The 16,870-nt window shown below is 39.2% G+C and carries 13 protein-coding genes and 1 pseudogene; 9 read left to right on the top strand and 5 right to left on the bottom strand.

Annotated features, from left to right (window positions below; genetic code table 11):
* The first annotated feature begins 38 nt into the window (after nt 1-38).
* Nucleotides 39-218, top strand: a complete 180-nt coding sequence (rpmF, locus tag ACFIJ9_RS01455; protein WP_005774555.1) for a 50S ribosomal protein L32 — start codon at nt 39-41, stop codon at nt 216-218.
* 93 nt (nt 219-311) lie between these two features.
* The gene (locus tag ACFIJ9_RS01460; protein ID WP_375635506.1) at nt 312-440 is read left to right on the top strand and encodes a hypothetical protein; all 129 of its coding nucleotides are present in this window, start codon (nt 312-314) and stop codon (nt 438-440) included.
* 1,912 nt (nt 441-2,352) lie between these two features.
* Here the strand turns inward: ACFIJ9_RS01460 and ACFIJ9_RS01465 are convergent.
* The 3 genes from ACFIJ9_RS01465 to ACFIJ9_RS01475 all read right to left on the bottom strand — a co-directional run bounded on the left by ACFIJ9_RS01465 (nt 2,353) and on the right by ACFIJ9_RS01475 (nt 5,186).
* Nucleotides 2,353-2,937, bottom strand: a complete 585-nt coding sequence (locus tag ACFIJ9_RS01465; protein ID WP_375635507.1) for a CarD family transcriptional regulator — start codon at nt 2,935-2,937, stop codon at nt 2,353-2,355.
* Nucleotides 2,938-3,242: 305 nt separating this feature from the next.
* Nucleotides 3,243-3,584 carry a ferredoxin FdxA gene (gene fdxA / locus ACFIJ9_RS01470; protein ID WP_375635508.1) on the bottom strand — a complete coding sequence of 114 codons (342 nt, stop codon included), beginning with the start codon at nt 3,582-3,584 and terminating at the stop codon, nt 3,243-3,245.
* A gap of 21 nt (nt 3,585-3,605) precedes the next feature.
* Complete coding sequence (locus ACFIJ9_RS01475) at nt 3,606-5,186, bottom strand: hypothetical protein (protein WP_375635509.1); 1,581 nt, start codon at nt 5,184-5,186, stop codon at nt 3,606-3,608.
* Between the two features lie 580 nt (nt 5,187-5,766).
* Between ACFIJ9_RS01475 and ACFIJ9_RS01480 the strand changes: the two genes are divergently transcribed.
* Entirely contained in the window at nt 5,767-6,678 is a 912-nt protein-coding gene (locus ACFIJ9_RS01480; RefSeq protein ID WP_015856975.1) for an RNA polymerase factor sigma-32, read from the top strand.
* 317 nt (nt 6,679-6,995) lie between these two features.
* Here ACFIJ9_RS01480 and ACFIJ9_RS01485 read toward each other — a convergent pair whose 3' ends face one another.
* Nucleotides 6,996-8,573, bottom strand: a complete 1,578-nt coding sequence (locus ACFIJ9_RS01485; protein WP_375635510.1) for a M48 family metalloprotease — start codon at nt 8,571-8,573, stop codon at nt 6,996-6,998.
* Between the two features lie 147 nt (nt 8,574-8,720).
* Here ACFIJ9_RS01485 and ACFIJ9_RS01490 point away from each other — a divergent pair, with 147 nt between their 5' ends.
* The 4 genes and pseudogenes from ACFIJ9_RS01490 (at nt 8,721) to rimJ (ending at nt 12,831) form a co-directional block, all read left to right on the top strand.
* Nucleotides 8,721-9,356: a thiamine diphosphokinase gene (locus ACFIJ9_RS01490; protein ID WP_375635511.1), complete on the top strand. Its 636-nt coding sequence runs from the start codon at nt 8,721-8,723 to the stop codon at nt 9,354-9,356.
* A 103-nt stretch (nt 9,357-9,459) separates the two neighbouring features.
* Complete coding sequence (locus tag ACFIJ9_RS01495) at nt 9,460-9,846, top strand: hypothetical protein (RefSeq protein ID WP_015856972.1); 387 nt, start codon at nt 9,460-9,462, stop codon at nt 9,844-9,846.
* Nucleotides 9,846-11,708 (top strand): ABC-F family ATP-binding cassette domain-containing protein, encoded by a 1,863-nt coding sequence (locus tag ACFIJ9_RS01500; protein ID WP_375635657.1) that lies wholly within the window; start codon nt 9,846-9,848, stop codon nt 11,706-11,708. Before ACFIJ9_RS01495 ends, ACFIJ9_RS01500 begins: the two co-directional genes overlap by 1 nt.
* A 558-nt stretch (nt 11,709-12,266) precedes the next feature.
* Nucleotides 12,267-12,831: pseudogene (gene rimJ / locus ACFIJ9_RS01505) on the top strand (ribosomal protein S5-alanine N-acetyltransferase).
* 541 nt (nt 12,832-13,372) lie between these two features.
* Here rimJ and ACFIJ9_RS01510 read toward each other — a convergent pair.
* Nucleotides 13,373-13,633, bottom strand: coding sequence for a DUF2312 domain-containing protein (locus ACFIJ9_RS01510; RefSeq protein WP_005774567.1), 261 nt, complete (start codon nt 13,631-13,633; stop codon nt 13,373-13,375).
* Nucleotides 13,634-13,896: 263 nt separating this feature from the next.
* Between ACFIJ9_RS01510 and ACFIJ9_RS01515 the strand changes: the two genes are divergently transcribed.
* Together ACFIJ9_RS01515 and pyk are read left to right on the top strand one after the other, a co-directional pair.
* Nucleotides 13,897-14,385, top strand: a complete 489-nt coding sequence (locus ACFIJ9_RS01515) for a DUF1036 domain-containing protein (protein WP_375635512.1) — start codon at nt 13,897-13,899, stop codon at nt 14,383-14,385.
* The gene (pyk, locus tag ACFIJ9_RS01520) at nt 14,382-15,818 is read left to right on the top strand and encodes a pyruvate kinase (protein WP_375635513.1); all 1,437 of its coding nucleotides are present in this window, start codon (nt 14,382-14,384) and stop codon (nt 15,816-15,818) included. The genes ACFIJ9_RS01515 and pyk overlap by 4 nt, the downstream gene beginning before the upstream one ends.
* Nucleotides 15,819-16,870: the final 1,052 nt, after the last annotated feature.

A 16,870-nucleotide genomic window follows, 5' to 3' on the forward strand; every position in this document is an offset into this window, starting at 1 on the left:
TTGCTTTTTCTGTTTTAATGGATTTGGAGTGTCTTTTTATGGCTGTACCTAAACGAAAAACCTCTCCAGCGAAGAGGGGCATGCGCCGTTCGGCTGATGCTCTGAAGGCGCCGACTTATATCGAAGATAAAAATTCTGGTGAATTACGTCGTCCTCATCACATTGATTTGAAAACGGGAATGTATCGCGGGCGTTCCGTTTTAGTGGTTAAAGACTGAGCGTTTTATCTCTTTTCCAGTAGTAAGCTTCTTTTGATTCATGAGTGAATGCACGTTTGTGGCGTGCATTTTCGCTTTAAGGTGGATGTTGAGGTGTCCCTGCGTCGCCCTTATCACATTGATTTGAAAACGGGAATGTATCGCGGGCGTTCCGTTTTAGTGGTTAAAACTTTAGCGTTTTATCTCTTTTCCAGTAGTAAGCTTCTTTTGATTCATGAGTGAATGCATTGGGTGAGATGCGTTTTTCGCTTTTTCTTGAGAACATGTGTAAGGCTTGGCCATAGAAAAATGATTCTATTGTGGGAGATGATTTTTTTGTTTTTTTGAGAGGCTATAAAGGATTGCTTGTGTCAGTGTCTTTTATGATGATTTCGTTAAGAGCTGGGGTATTGATATAAGTTAGGTCAGTAATGGAATCATTTTGTATCGCACTTAATTTTTATTGAATGTAGAGGGAATCCTATTAAACCGTAAAATATCGTCGTTTAAGACGGTTGCCCCATGTAAGGCTTTAAGCATACTGGTGTTTTTATGAGAATATTTAAGGCAATGGTTTGTCTATAGGCTTATATTGTGACATGTGATTCTCCATAAAAAATAGAGATTTACATCACATTGATTTATAAGGTTCATTTGTTGTTTTGTGCCTTGAATGAAGGGTCTATCGTAGGATTTTCTCATTTCAAATTTCGCTCATGTTGAATCAATGGCAATCACTTGCTTTTCGGTCATAAGTGGGGCTGGTATGTGGGTAAAAACTCTATAAGAAAGGACAAAATGTCTATAATGAATACTTTCAAATGTAAGGATTTTTGTAATATTGGGGGTTAGTGTATGCTGATACCAGGGTGTTTTCTTATAAGCAGAAAAGAGAAAACCGTTACAAGACAGAAGGTGTACACATTCAATAATCTTTAGTGCTTTTGATGATAAAGGCACATGAGACTTTTCTATGAATATCACGCTTTCTTTTTATATTTTTGAACTAAGAATTGTCCATATATTTTTTCTTATTTTTGTGAATATAAGGGATTTGTTACGAACAGCTTGTAAAAATAAGTAAACTTAAAACCAGATGTTTTATGTATGGGGTTGAGCGAAGTATTTTATCAAAGCCGGTATGACTCTCCAGTTCATCGCTGGTTTATGAATGGTTTTATGGTGTTGCTTACCTAAGTTTGTGATTTTTTTGTTATCTGTTCATCAATATCTAATCTTTAGCGGTCTGTTTAAAACAGAGGTTAAGACTTTTAAGAGTTCTATGAATCGTTTTAGATTTTGTATGTCCGATTGGAGTAAGAATATTGCGTATATCTCGTAATCTCTGAAATGAGAATATAACCTCATTTTGGAAAAATATGAAGTTGCAAGGGGCAATATCAACGCTCATTTGTATTGTTATTTTTTTAAGTTAGCTTTACAAACTTTCAAAAGTATTTGGAATGCCTGTTACAGAATGGAGATAATGGTTTATTTCATGCTTTTGTTTATCGCGTTCTTTAATGGGGAATGCTTCTCATGCAAAATAGAGCGCCCAAGACAAAATATGCTTATGTTGTACTGTCACGCGTTTTTTTTAAAAGAAATATTTGTTGCATCCATTTTATGACGGCGTTTTTGAATGTTATAATGGTTTTGTAGAAGGGTAAATGGTAAAGTTTCGGTGCAGTGTATAAACGGCACTATGATCTTTACGCTTAATGAAAAAGCAAGCCTGATGAAAAAGCAAGCCCGCATCCTTACACATCTTGCCAGATTCCAATGTTGGTATATCCTTTGGTGCTTGAGACGGTTCTACTAGCTCTTTTTGTACAGTTTTTACTCACAGATCAGCTCCGCTTGCGACCGAAAAGCAAGTGATTTTGATTGATTCAACATGAGAGAAATTTGAAATGAGAAATCTTACGATACTCAAGATTCTAATTTAATATGAATAATGCTAGATTATGATGATTAATCAATTTGTTATCTATGAAGCAAGCAAATAGGGAGAAGGAATTTGTCGAAAAGTTAGATTGTTTATAGGTTGGCGCAGGTTAAGAAACTTTGTCCTTAAGGGCAGAGAGGATGTTAAAAAAATAAAACCAGCAAAAGCTGGTTTTATCAAAATATCTCATTATGATGAAAGAGTGTATTATGCAGCGTAGACAGCTTTACTGCTTTCATCTGTTTCTTCTCTCTCAGTTTTAAATTCGCGTTTCGGTTTGTTGGAGAGATGCATCTCTATGAGATTGATAGCTTCTGTTTCAGAAAGACTATTAATAACCGCAATTTCGCGGGCCATTCTTTCAAGAGCAGCTGTATAAAGTTGGCGCTCAGAGTAAGATTGTTCAGGCTGTAGATTAGAGCGGAAAAGATCACGGACCACTTCGGCGATACAAATAAGATCTCCTGAGTTGATTTTAGCATCATATTCTTGCGCACGACGTGACCACATGGTTCGTTTAACGCGTGCTTTTCCACGTAAAACTTTTAAGGCGCGGTCGACAGAATCACTAGCAGATAATTTACGCATTCCAACGGAAAGGGCTTTTGCAATGGGGACTTTGACATCCATCTTATCTTTCGCGAAATGAATGACAAAAAGTTTTAATTTATGTCCTGCAACTTCTTGATCTTCAATCGCTATAATTTGTCCTACTCCATGCGTAGGGTAGACTATATATTCAGAGGTTGCAAATTCTTTGGTCTTGGAAGACGTTCCATGTTGGGATGCCATAATTTTAGTTTACTCCCTTATGATCAACAAATGTATCGGAAAACAGGTTATAAACCTGAGGGTTGAGTTTTCTTTAACCAAGTATATTGTACCAATTAAGCGAGCATAAAAGCCGAGTACTTTTAAATCCAAAAAAAATACATCGCTTTACTATAAAAAGCAAAGAAAAATACTTAGAAAGATGATCATGTTAAAATAACATTAACATCAAACTTCCAAAGAATCAATCATTTCGCTTAAGGATTTTTTTATTTTTACAAGAGAAGTCTTTCAATTGTTGGAGGAGGAGGGTGTACACTGTATCATTACTCTTCGCCGCTTCCTGGATTTTCTGAAAAATACTTTTCTAATTTATTTGGAACGCCATCCATTTCTTTTGCTTGAGGAAGAGGATCTTTTTGGGTGGTTAGATTAGGCCATTTGTCTGCATAATGAAGATTAAGTTCTAACCACTTTTCTAATCCTGGTTCTGTATCAGGTAAAATCGCTTCTGCTGGGCATTCTGGCACACAAACACCACAATCGATGCATTCGTCTGGGTGGATAACAAGCATGTTTTCCCCTTCATAAAAACAATCAACAGGGCAGACTTCAACGCAATCCGTATATTTGCAGTGAATGCAGTTGTCGGTTACTACGTGGGTCAAGATCAAACTCCATTTGTTATTTTAATTCTCTTTAGAGGAAAGTGTGTGCGTGTTTTTATGATTGGTGAGTTGATCGCGTAGTATAGCTAGTTTTGCAAAAGGTGAATCAGGATTAAGGCGCTTTTCTTTTTGAAAAGGCTTATGATTTGCATGTTTGCCTTGGGATTTGTGGAACTTATGAGAGCGTTTTGTTTGTGATAGCGCTTCTTGAGGGGAATTTTCATTTGTGTGTTCCCCTTTTTTTACAGCGCTCTTCGATTTATTTTGCCACTTATTTCCTAATTTATCACGTTTTTTTTGCGCGTGGTGATGAAATTGATGTCTATAATGCCATAGTAAAATAACTTTATCTTCTTCTGTAGGGAGAGGGGTTTTGGCAAAATTCCCAACAGGTTCAGCCTCCGGTAAACGATTGGTTTTATGGGGATGTTTTTCAATACCAGAGGATAAAGTATTTGGGTATGAGGTATTTTCTTCTTCTTGTGTTGTTTCTGAATCGCTTATTGTTTTCCATTGACTGCCAACGCATTCTGCTGCGGGAACATCTTGCATTGTCTCATTGATAGGGGAAGAGGCTTGGTGTGCAAGGAGATTTTGTTCAAAAACAGTATTGCTTATGCTGTACGATTGATAACCAAGTCCTTTGAGGATTTCTTCCATATCGTTTCCATTAGCCCCAAGAATGGACATCATGGCTGGTGTAACAAAAAAACTTTTGCCATCATAGGCGCCATCGGGTTTGGGATCACTTCCTTGTTTCCAATGAAGTGCGGGGCGGATGAGATTGGCGAGACGTTCTAAAATATCAATCCGTACAGCACGTTGTCCTAAGATTCGGTAGCCGGCTAATTGATAAAATTGGCGGTTATAGGTAGGGTCAACAATCAAAGAGGTTCGACCAGCAGATAATGCTGACAAAATTTCACCCAAACCAGTTTGATCTTGTCCCGCATTTTGAAGATTCCACAGGAGAGTAATGGCTTGAACCGGAGCAGGTTTAAGCATTCCGGCAACATAGATGTGAAAAGCGCCAAAACGCACACCTAGACGCCGAAGCACGGCACGTGATTCTTGCGCAAGTTCTTTTACAATGTCTAAGACTTCGCGGCGTGGTAAAATCCCTAAAGAGTTAAAAAGTTGTAAAGCAAGATTGTTTGTCGAATCCGTTAAATTATCAGCATTACGCAAATCAAATAGAGGTTTTAAAGTCGTTTCAAAATGAAAGGTGACAAAGCGTTCTAATCGTTTCACAACGTTATCGCGAGATTCTCCTGTGAGTTGTTCATCTGCTAAAACAATCAGTTTTGGTTTGAAAAAATCTTCTGTTGCTACAAGCTGTCCTACGGGCTGACCAATCCAGCGCACAATTCCATCAGAACCGAGGGTAAAATCTCCATTTGCACAAGCACAAAAACGTGTTGCACGTTTGGAAAAAGCAAGAATCAAATTTTCATTCTCTGTTGAAATTTGCTTCTCAGCTATTTGATCGGTACTGTTTTTGTTGGCATAAAAACGAAAACCTTCAAATTTACCCCTTCCGTGTTTTTCAATGAGAATATCATCTTGAAGAATTTCATCCTGTTGAACAATCTTGCTATCCATGATCATTTTCTTTCTCAGTGCGAAATTGGTCAAAAGCTTTTTGCGACAATTTCATAATGCTTCTTTTTCTTTAACATGTTTGTTGCGTTTTCTTCAATCACTCTTGTCGTTTTTTGCTGTTTCTTTTTGCGCCTTTAAAACTTGGATGATTCTTTTTTTATTCAGTTTTCATTCAGTTTGGATGCTTTATATTTGCAAATTACACTTATTAGTTGTATTGTAAAGATGAAAGCATAAATAAATTCTTCAATTTAAAAGGAAAAAGAACCGGTTATTAATAAACAGCTTTTGTTTTACATGATCATTTTATTTTTTTTGCTGTTTTGTCATGAAAAGTGAAGAGAAAGTTTTTTCAAATATTTCATAGGCTAAAAGGCATATTGTAAAGGCATTTTGCAGGTGAAATTGTGTCTTATGACAAGAAATTTTACCATGACAGTAAAAAAAAACAATTGCGATTATAAAAATACACGTTAAAGTAGTGGATACAGAAGTTAACAACTTTTGCGTTCTTTTTAAGCAAAGAACAATGATGTCGTTGCCAAATCAATTTTGATAATTTTAATCGCAAGGGGTTATTATGGGTAATCTTTCAAATGCTGTTTATAAAAGCAGCAAAAATTATAGCGATGCAGACAAAAGCTTAGGACGTAATATGATGCGTTCTGCTATGCAAGCGCCTTATCTTGAACGACAAAAAGAGCATGATTTGGCTCTGCGGTGGAAAGACAAACGTGATGATGATGCCATGCATCAAATTGCAGCAGCTCATATGCGTTTAGTGATTGCTATTGCTAACCGCTTTAAACGTTTCAAAATGCCATTGGGGGATTTGGTACAAGAAGGGTATGTGGGACTATTGGAAGCAGCTGCACGTTTTGAACCTGATCGGGAAGTGCGTTTTTCAACGTATGCAACGTGGTGGATACGCGCTTCTATTCAAGATTATATTTTGCGAAATTGGTCAATCGTTCGAGGGGGAACTAGTTCTTCGCAAAAAGCACTTTTCTTTAATCTTCGGCGTTTGCGTGCAAAGCTGATACAAGATGATAGTGCTTTGTCAAAACAGGATATTTTTCGCACAATCGCTGAAAAGCTTGGCGTTTCCGTGCGCGATGTTGAAACGATGGATTTTCGTTTTTCCAGTTCTGATAATTCCTTGAGTGTTTCTGTTTCTGAGAACAGTGATAATCCCATTGCTAAGATGGATGTTTTGGTGGATGATAGTCCTCTTCCTGATGCTTTAATTGAGCAAGTAATTGATGGTCAACGGCGTACACAATGGCTTTACGACGCGTTACAAATTCTCAATGAACGGGAGTTGGAAATTATTCGCTTTCGTCGCTTAAATGAAGAGGGTGCAACTCTCGAAGTTTTGGGTGAAAAGTTAGGAATATCAAAAGAACGCGTGCGTCAAATTGAAGCTCGGGCTTTGCAGAAATTGCGTTCTGCTCTTCTTACGGTTCATTCAGAAGATGCTTACGATATATAAGCAGTGAAAGGCTTTGTGGGAGGAAGAGAGAGAACGTATAAGTAAGGGGGTATATGAGAGTATGATGAAGTTGGATTTAGAGGATTGCCAGATTTGTCTAGGGATATGCCTCCTTGGGGATGTGTTTGGTGCTATTGATGAACAGAGGAAGATTGGGGGTGATATTAGTTCGAGGAAGTATGTATCAAACGGAGTCGTATGAAGGTATGATGAAATTGGTTTTTGAAATGTCCCTCTTCATTTGTGAATATGCTTTAAGGGGGAGGGAGTCATACAGATAGAAAAGAATCAAAACTGTAGCAGATGAGAAAAAAGGCTTATTCTGTAATGATTTTCACTTTTGTACCTGCGGATAAAGTTTGTGTTGGTGAGAGGGCGTTGAGGATGCGAAAGAGTTTTTCTTTATCTGGTGTGTGTTGCATTTTATTGGCTAGGTTTGCAACGTTTTCTCCTTGTTTAACGCGGACAACACGGATTTTTAAGGGCTTCAGTTTTTTTAATTGTGAAGATGAAAGAGAATGAAAGCTTTGTAGCGTTTTTTGGGCAACCTCTACAAAATTTTGAGAATTATGTGGGGCGGCTGTCAGAAAACGAAAGATGTGGTTGTTGAATGGAATGACAACTACATCAAATTGCCATTGCTCATTGGTAGCATGGGCTCGTGCTCCAAGTAAACTTTGGCTTTGGAATCCTTGACGCGTAAATTCTTGATGGGGGAGTCCCTGAATTGTGATGGGGCGGATAGATGATTGGTCTAGCCCGATAATCCAGCCGCTTTTCAAATAATCACTCGCAGATATTCCAGCAGGATGCGGAATAGCATCAAAACGAATCGCAATTTTATCTGGTCCACTGGCCCAAACAGTGTGTGCTGAATGTTCTATTGTAAAATTGTTTGGAACAGAGAAAGCTATGCGCAACTGTGGGTGAATAAATTGGTTGCCTCGTACAAAACCTGTATAAAATCCTCCTCCAAAAATCATGCCATCAATGCTTTTGAGAAAAGAATCGCGATCGGTTGTTTTACTATTCCCTTTACTTATTTTACGCGCTTTTTCTATCGCAAGCCGAATGCGTTGAGGGGTGGTTGGGTGAGAGGCTAGAAAATCTAGAGAGGCATTTTGGGTGCCGGAGATATTACGCAAAGCACTATAGGCTTCCATTGTTTGAAGAAAGCGTGGTGAAGCAAATGGATCATATCCTGCTTGTTGGAGCATTTCAAGTGCAAGGGAATCAGCTTCTAGCTCTTGATTGCGGGAAAATTGCGCGAGTTGTTGCTTGTTTTGCGTAGGGTTATGAAGTTTTTTGCCAATAGAAGAAAGAAGATGTGAAGATATGTGATTTGCCATCTTTAATTGGGCTTCTTTTTGCAGGCGTAAAATGCCATGATTGGCTCTAATATGTGCTATCTCATGGGCTAAAATGGCTGCAACTTCTGAAGAATCATTGGCTAATGCCAGCATACCACGAGTGATGTAGATCGCGCCATTGGGGAGCGCAAATGCGTTAATACTTTCTGAGTTTAAAATGGTTACAGAATAGCTTTGATGAGAACTATGGGATGCAACTGTCAGTTTACGGACAATCTTTGCTAAAAGGTGTTCAAGTTTTACATCATAATAAGCGCCGCCATACATTTGCAAAATACGTGGGTGTTGCAGAGCGCTTAATGTGACATAGATATTGTGATTGTTGGTACGTTTGATCGTTTTAGAAGAAGTGGAAGAAAGCCTATCATTTTGAGAGAGGGGCGTATGACAAGCCGAAAGGAGAAACGTTAAACTTATGAAAGTTGCTTTATACAGGCGTGAGCGAAAAAGAAACTTGCGTTGAAAAATGGAGTGCGTTGGATCATGGTGCACATTGTTTCTGCGGAGTAATTTGGCAAATTGCATTTGTATCTTTGTATCGTATGTTTCTTCAAGAGAGTCATCAGGGATAAGGATTCGTTTGGCTATATCACGCTTTTTGTTTATAAAAAATGACTCTCACTGATAAAAGGGTGCGCTATAAAGGAAATTTTGTGAAAGGCAAAGTATGGCATGACAACATTTACGATATTGTTAAATGGAGATGTTTGTATCACTGATCGCTTGCTTAATCAAATTCAAAACAGTCGGGTGATTGCTGCTGATGGTGGTATGCGTCATGCGGCAGCGCTTAATGTGTTGCCTGAGTTGTGGTTAGGCGATTTTGATTCATCGGATGAGAATTTAATACGCGAATATAGTCATGTTCCGCGTGAGATTTTTCCCTCTGATAAAGATATGACAGATAGTGCTCTAGCTTGCGAAAGAGCGCTGCAAAATGGTGCTAAAAAGCTTATTTTGTGCGGTGCTTTGGGAGGTGAAAGAAGTGATCATAGCCTTTCTCATATGACGCAAGCATTGGTGATGGCTGAAAGGGGCATTTCAGTGTTGTTGACAAGCGGTTTGGAAGAAGGCTGGCCGGTTTTGCCAAGACCTTGTTCGTATGATTTGCCTAAGGGATGTTTGTTTAGTATTATCGGTTTTTCTGATTTAAAAGGCTTAACTCTTGCAGGGGTAAAATGGCCAATTTGTGACAAAAATGTGTCATTTGGCTCTTCTTTAACACTTTCTAACCGTATTTTGGGAACCTTTTCTTGCCATTTAGGTTCTGGAAAAGCTATATTGTTAGCGTCTGTGCCTATTCCATAAAGCTCTTCCAATATATTTTGAATAAGGCAGGGGGGGGCCTAGTGATTAAGTGCCGACATAAACGATATATTATGTATTGATCTTGAGAAGGAAAGGTTTTGATATGTTAAAATCAATTTTTAAAGTGGCTGTTGTTTCAGCCATTGGTTTCAGTTCAGTCGCTTGTACCACAAACGATGAACGCGTTGCACGTTACGGCGTAGGAGGAGCAGCAATTGGTGCGTTGGCTGGAACTGCTATTGCTGGAAGTACTCCTGGAGCAGCACTTACCGGTGCAGCATTTGGTGCTTTGGCTGGAACAGTAACAGGTGCGGCTGCAAATCAAAGAAAACAACAAAGACAGGCATCACAATTGTGCACGTATCGTGGTCGTAGAGGGCATGTTTACCAAGCACCTTGTGCACAAAGAGTCCCTGTACGGCAATTGTGTGCTTACCGTGATGCAAGAGGGGTGATGTATAAAGCACCTTGTCCGCACCGCGTTCGTTAATGGCGCCGCCGCTCCTGCGGCTTGACCGCATTTTCTTAAATTTTGGAAAAACGCCTTTGCTCAATCAAGCTTGTTTATCGGTTGAGCAGGGGGCGCGTATCGCGCTGGTTGGCCGTAATGGTTGTGGAAAATCAACCCTATTAAAAATTGCCGCAGGAATATTAGAGCCTCATGGTGGCGAAATTTTTCGCCACCCGCGAGTGACGCTCCGTTATGTCTCACAAAATCCGGATTGTTCAGGATTTGAAGATATTAACGCTTATATGGAAGCGGGGCTGGACGATATATCTGATGTTCAGTGGATCAATACGCTTCGCACAAATTTAGGGTTTTCGGGGGCGGAAAAATTGGAAACGCTTTCGGGAGGCGAAAAGCGGCGTGTTTCATTGTTACAGGCCATTGCTGCAAAACCCGATATTTTGTTCTTAGATGAACCAACCAATCATCTCGATTTACCAACCATTGAATGGCTGGAAGCTGTTTTATCGTCTTTGCGTTCAGCGATTGTGGTGATTTCCCATGATCGGCGATTTTTAGAAAATGTTACGCGGTCAACGGTATGGCTTGATCGTGGCACAACCAAAAGACTGGAAAAGCGTTTTTCAGAATTTGAAAGTTGGCGTGATAAGGCGTTGCAAGAAGAAGCCATTGAGCAGCATAAATTGGGGCGCCAAATTGCCCGTGAAGAACAATGGTTGCGTTATGGCGTGAGTGCACGGCGTAAGCGTAACGTACGGCGTTTAGGCGAATTAAAAAACTTAAGACAGCGTCATCAAACCTATAAAGGGCAGCCTGGAAATGCACTTTTGACAGCAGCGAAAAGTCATGAGTCTGGGCAATTGGTTCTTGAAGCAAAGAAAATTTCAAAATCCTATGGTGATCGCATTATCGTGAAAGATTTTTCTTTGCGTATTCAGCGTGGTGATCGAATCGGGTTGGTAGGACCCAATGGTATCGGAAAGACAACGCTCCTTTCTGCATTAATTGGGCAAGAAGCCGTGGATAGTGGAACGGTGAGGCATGGCTATAACCTTTCTATGGCATTGCTTGATCAGCAACGTATTTTAAATGAAGAAGAGACTTTAGCGCATTATTTAACGGGAGGAAGAGGTGATACTCTTGTGATCAATGGGCTGGAGCGGCATGTAGTTTCTTATATGAAAGACTTTTTATTTTTGCCTGAACAAGCACGCACTCCCCTTAAAGAATTTTCGGGGGGAGAAAGAGCACGCCTCATGCTTGCACGACTTCTTTCACGTCCTGCAAACTTTTTGATACTTGATGAGCCGACCAATGATTTGGATATGGAAACTTTGGATTTGTTGCAAGAATTTATTGCTGATTTTGCGGGAACAGTATTGTTGGTCAGCCATGACAGAGACTTTTTAGATCGTACTGTAACGCATATGTTGGCACCTCAAGGTGATGGTCATTGGGTTTTGTATGCGGGCGGCTATAGTGATATGATGGCGCAAAACCAGCATGCTCTGAGTTTACAACGAAAAAAAACAGAATTATCGCAGCTTAAAGCACCTTCAAAATCTCATGTGGGAGAGCTTTCAAAGCAGGACTCATCAACAGATCATAGCTTGATAGTGCGGGAGAAAAAAACACGAGGTAAATTGTCTTATAAGCAGGTTTATGCATTGGAAAGATTGCCTGAAGAAATTGCTGTTTTGCAAAATGAAATCAAAAAAATTGAACAAGAGCTCTCTGATCCAGCTCTTTATCGCAGTGATAAAGAGCGTTTTGAGCGTTTATCAACAGCGTTGGAAAAAAAGAAAAATACTTGCACACAAAAAGAAGAAGAATGGTTAGAACTTGAAATTTTACGCGAAGAAATGGAAGCGTGTTCACGGTAATGTCTAAAACATTTTAAGAGATTTGTATTCATTATCACGTTTTCTTGGATTTGTTACAAGATCTTATGGCTGATTTTGCGAGAACAGTGTTGTTGATGAGTCATGGCAGAAACTTTTTAGATCGCACTGTAACATATAGCATTTCAAGGTGATGGTCATTGGGATTTGTATGCGGGTGCAGTGATATGATAGCGCAAAACAAGCATGCTCTGAGTTTACAAGGCAAAGAAACAAAACTATCTTTGCCGTGAGTTTTTTCAAAATTTCGTATATAGAAGTACGCTAGTTCCATTGCATACTTTGCCAGTCCCCAATGTTGCTACAGCCCCCTTGGAATTTGAGAGCATTCATAAGAAACATTCCCTTATCTTTACCTTATATCCTAAATGCACCAACCCCGCTTCTGACGGAAAAGCAAATGATCTTCATTGATTCTAACGTGAGAAGTGTTGTGATGGGGAAAGCTTACTGTATTCGACGTTATGATTTAAGTTTAAAAATGATGATTTGTTAGGATAAACCAACGTGTTATTGTAACATTTCGAGGAGGAGAAAATGATGGCAATTAAAACAAAGCGAACAATTTCCACATTGATCGGTTTAGAAGATGCAGCTGAACTGTCTTCCTTATTACCTCCGTAATGCGAATCATCTGCGTCCTTTTGAACCTGTTAGATCTGATGGTTACCACAGCCTAACAGCTTGGGAAACACGAGCTAATGCATTTGCTTGTGAAAGTGCACAAAGACAAGCATACCGATATGCCGTACGATTAAAAAATGAAAAAACAGTCATTGGTGTTGTGAATTTTACAAATGTGGTTCGGGGTGTTTTTCAAGCTTGTCATCTTGGTTTTTCTCTTGATGAAAAACAACAAGGCAAAGGTCTCATGTTTGAGAGTTTATCGGCTCTAATACGGCATATCTTTCATGTTTATCATCTGCATAGAGTGATGGCAAATTATATACCTGAGAACATAAAAAGCGAACGTTTATTAAAGAGCCTTCATTTTGAAAAAGAAGGCTATGCCAAAGACTATTTGATGATTTCTGGAAAATGGAGAGACCACATTCTAACCTCTCGAATCAATGATCTGTATGAGCCCGTTAATAGATTCGAATAAAGTTTTGTTAAAAGTTCTATCAAGGGGCTTTTTATCAAATGTGTAAATATGCCGAATTTCTGCCTATCCTAAAAGACGAAGATCCTTAACCACCTCTTCTTTTGTAAACAGTTCAGACTCTCATTTAGCGGATTTCAACTGCTAACCACTTTATATGTTTCTTTTCGTAGATAATGAATTGATTTATCATCATCATTCATTTTTTCAATTTGAAGGAAGAGAGTCCTCAATATCGTAAGACTTTCTCATTTCAAATCTATAGATGTTTAATCATAAAAATCACCTCTCTTGCACATCACAAACTGGATTGGCGTACAAGTGAGGGGTTGTGTGGATAAAAATGATTGGAGGACAAGGATAAAAATGCTCTGTATAAATCCTTTTAATATGAGGGCTGTTGCAATATTGTGTATTCTGTGACCGATAGTCTCGTTACAAGTTACACAAACTGCTTATTGTTGGGTGAAATTTTTATACATTCATTTTTTTTTGCATTTTGCGTTTTCTTTTCTTAAGAAAATTTCCAATGGTATCAATGATTTTAATTCATACCAAGCGCATTTTTATAAAGCTCAATGATTGCTTCTTCTTCCATTCGTTCGTGCTCTTCTTTTTTACGCAACCGTATAATGCTTCGAACAGCTTTACTATCAAAACCAGAGCCTTTAAGTTCAGTGTAAACGTCTTTAATATCATCAGAAATGGTTTTTTTCTCTTCTTCTAGTCGTTCAATACGTTCGATAAAAGAGCGTAATTGGTTTACGGATATAGCGTGTGTTTGATCGGTTACTGTATCGTTCATTGTATTTTTCTCCAAGTTATATATTTTAAGTTGTTTTTCGACGACGAATTTATGTTGAAAAAGCTTGAAAAACAAAAAGTAAATCAAGCTACACTGTTTTTTTACAAATTGACTTTAAATATTTTGTAAAATTTTTAAGATATATGCATTGATAAAAGGGCTATAAAAAGAAAAATATAAAAATATACGTTTTAGACTTGAAAAGCTTTTGAAAAAGAAGTGTGTAATTTGTTTTGAGAATTTGACATCATAGAGGAAGTTTTGTGATTTTAAAAAAACGATATTGGGTGTTTCAAAAAGGATTAAAGGTTTTTCTCTTGAGCATTTTGCTCTTGTTTCCCCTTGTTGTTTTTGCAAAAGCTGACTTTAGGGTTTGTAATACAACCCAACAGTCTGTAGGGGTTGCTCTTGGATATCGTACATTTTCAGGGTGGGTGAGCGAAGGCTGGTGGACGGTACCCGTGACGGAGTGTAAAACCTTAATTGAGGGGCCTCTTGCTTCACGGTTTTATTATTTTTATGCGGAAGGGGCACAAAAAAAAGGGAACTGGGCAGGCTCTGTAACCATGTGTGTGCAAGATAGCCAATTTACCATTCAAGGGGTTCATGATTGTTTCCCTCGAGGATATCAAAAGGCTGAATTTAAAGAAATCGATACCGGGAATCAAACCAGTTGGATGATACAGTTGACGGATGAGTCTTTGTTAAACAATTCTGTTGTCCCTTCTCTTTCAGGAAATTCTCCGCCGTGAAACGTGCACGTAAAGTGAAAATTATTGCGACTCTTGGTCCTTCTTCTTTTTCCAGTGAAATGATTGAGAAGCTTTTTAGGGCAGGAGCAGACGTTTTTCGTCTTAATATGAGCCATACTGATCGTGATATGATGGTTGATTTGGTCAAGTCTATACGAGAAGTTGAAAAAACAGTTCGGCGACCCATTGGTATTTTAGTGGATCTTCAGGGGCCAAAACTGCGTGTGGGTCGTTTTACTAAGGGTCAAGAAGATTTGCGTGTTGGGCAAAGCTTTACGTTAGATAATCGCGATGTGTCAGGTGATGCACAGCGTGTTTTTTTCCCTCATGAGGATGTATTTTCGGCTGTTAAACCAGGGGATCGGTTGTTGATTGATGACGGAAAACTGGAACTGCGTGCGCAAGTTTGTGATGGTCATTCTGTACAGTGTCGCGTGGTTGCTGGAACCCGTATTTCTGATCGAAAGGGTGTCAGTTTTCCCGATACAATTTTGCCTTTTGATTCGATGACGTCAAAAGATAAAGAGGATCTTCAGGCTCTTTTACAGCAGCCTGTTGATTGGGTTGCTCTTTCTTTTATTCAACGTCCAGAAGATATTATAGCGGTGCGTCGATTGACGAAAAGCAAGGTGTCTTTGATGGCTAAAATCGAAAAGCCGCAAGCTTTAGAGCATATAGAGAAAATTATTGATGTATCCGATGGTATTATGATTGCACGGGGTGATCTTGGAGTGGAAATGCCTTTGGAAAGGGTTCCTGCACTTCAGATGGAGCTCATAAAAGCTTGTCGTTTAGCAGGAAAGCCTGTTGTGGTGGCAACACAAATGCTCGAATCAATGATCTCATCTCCTGTTCCGACACGCGCAGAAGTGTCGGATGTTGCTACAGCAGTTTATGCAGGAACAGATGCGGTGATGTTGTCTGCTGAATCTGCTTCTGGTCGTTATCCTGAAGAAGCCGTGCTTATGATGGATCGAATCGCGCGGCAAATCGAACAAGATCACACTTATGCAGCTCAGGTTGGGGCACAACATCCAGCACCAGAATCAACAGGAACAGATGCGATTTCTCTTGCCGCGCGTCAGATTGCTGAAACACTTGAATTAGCAGCTATTGTTGCCTATACGGCTTCAGGAACAACGGGGGTGCGCGCCTCTCGTGAACGTCCCAATAGACCGATTATTGCTTTATCTCCCATTGTGGAAACAGCACGGCGTTTAGCTTTAGTTTGGGGGCTTCATTGTGTGGTTGCGCAAGATGCACGGAATTTAGAGGATATGGTTGATCGTGCAGCAGCCATTGCATTTCAGGAAGGTTTTTGCAAAGGGGGAGATCGCTTTCTTGTGACAGCTGGTGTTCCCCTTGGAACGCCTGGAGCGACAAATCTCTTGCGTATTGCTTCTGTCTCTCAAGATGGAACGAAAGGGATTTGAGCCGTTTACGCATGGTGTTTTTTCATGCGCCTTTGAACAGGCTTTAAACACAACACGTGTGCGCTTTTTGTGAATGCTTCCATAGACCTATTATTCTTTTATCTCCCATTGTAAAGATAGCAAGGTGTTGCTTTAAGTTGTCAGGTTTGGGGATGGGAGCAGATGCGGTGATGTTGTCTGTTGATTTTGTTTTAGTTCTGAGGAAGCTGCTTTTACGGTAGGGCATTTAATGGGAGCCCCCCCTTTTATTTCATTAAGGCATATTGGGGATTGCTTTATTGATGTTTATACGAGCAAGATGTTCATTGGTAATGAGAGTTCATTCTTTTGCTTTTTGAATGAGAGCCTTGAAACTTTTCTCATTTTAAACTTTTGCAAACAGAATTGAATAAAATTAGAATTATGTGCCTAAAAAGTCATGCTTGTACGTCACGACTGGGGGGCTTGTGGGTAAAAACTGTACAAGAAAGGTTGTCCTCTCTTATGAATCGTTTTAAGAGCCAAGGGGGCTGTTGCAATATTGGGGGCCGGTTATAATGATGGTGCCGGTTTGCTCTTTCTTTTATTAAGCGTGGAGATTTTGAGGACTGGGGAGAGAGATATGGATGGATTGTTTGTTATAAGGATAAAGATGTCGGGAGAGAATGTTTGCAAGAGTTATTATTGTCGTTTATGATGTTTGAAGTTGTCTCAGATTAACATAATCTTCGGGTTTGGCTTTTTTCCTGCTCTAAAGGATGAAAATACTAAAGTTCACGCTGGTTTATAAATGATACGGTTCTTCTAGGTGGGTTTCATCTGATGGACATTCTAGGTGCAAAGACTCCATGGTGCTTATATTATCAAATGGCGGTGTTTTACGGGATAATAGATACGGTTATTTTTTAAATATATTTTGAATATATATTGAATCTGCTTGGTATTATCTAGGGGCAAGGACTTTTGGTATGCATTCGTAGGGAACATGAATATAGTTCTTTTCTCGAAGCATGCTTTATTTGTTTATTTCTGTTGTCATTTATATGATTTTTTTACAATGATGTTGGTTTTTT

Origin of the sequence: Bartonella sp. MR90HLJMH, assembly GCF_042194115.1 — a bacterium.
Taxonomy (GTDB): Bacteria; Pseudomonadota; Alphaproteobacteria; order Rhizobiales; family Rhizobiaceae; genus Bartonella; species Bartonella grahamii.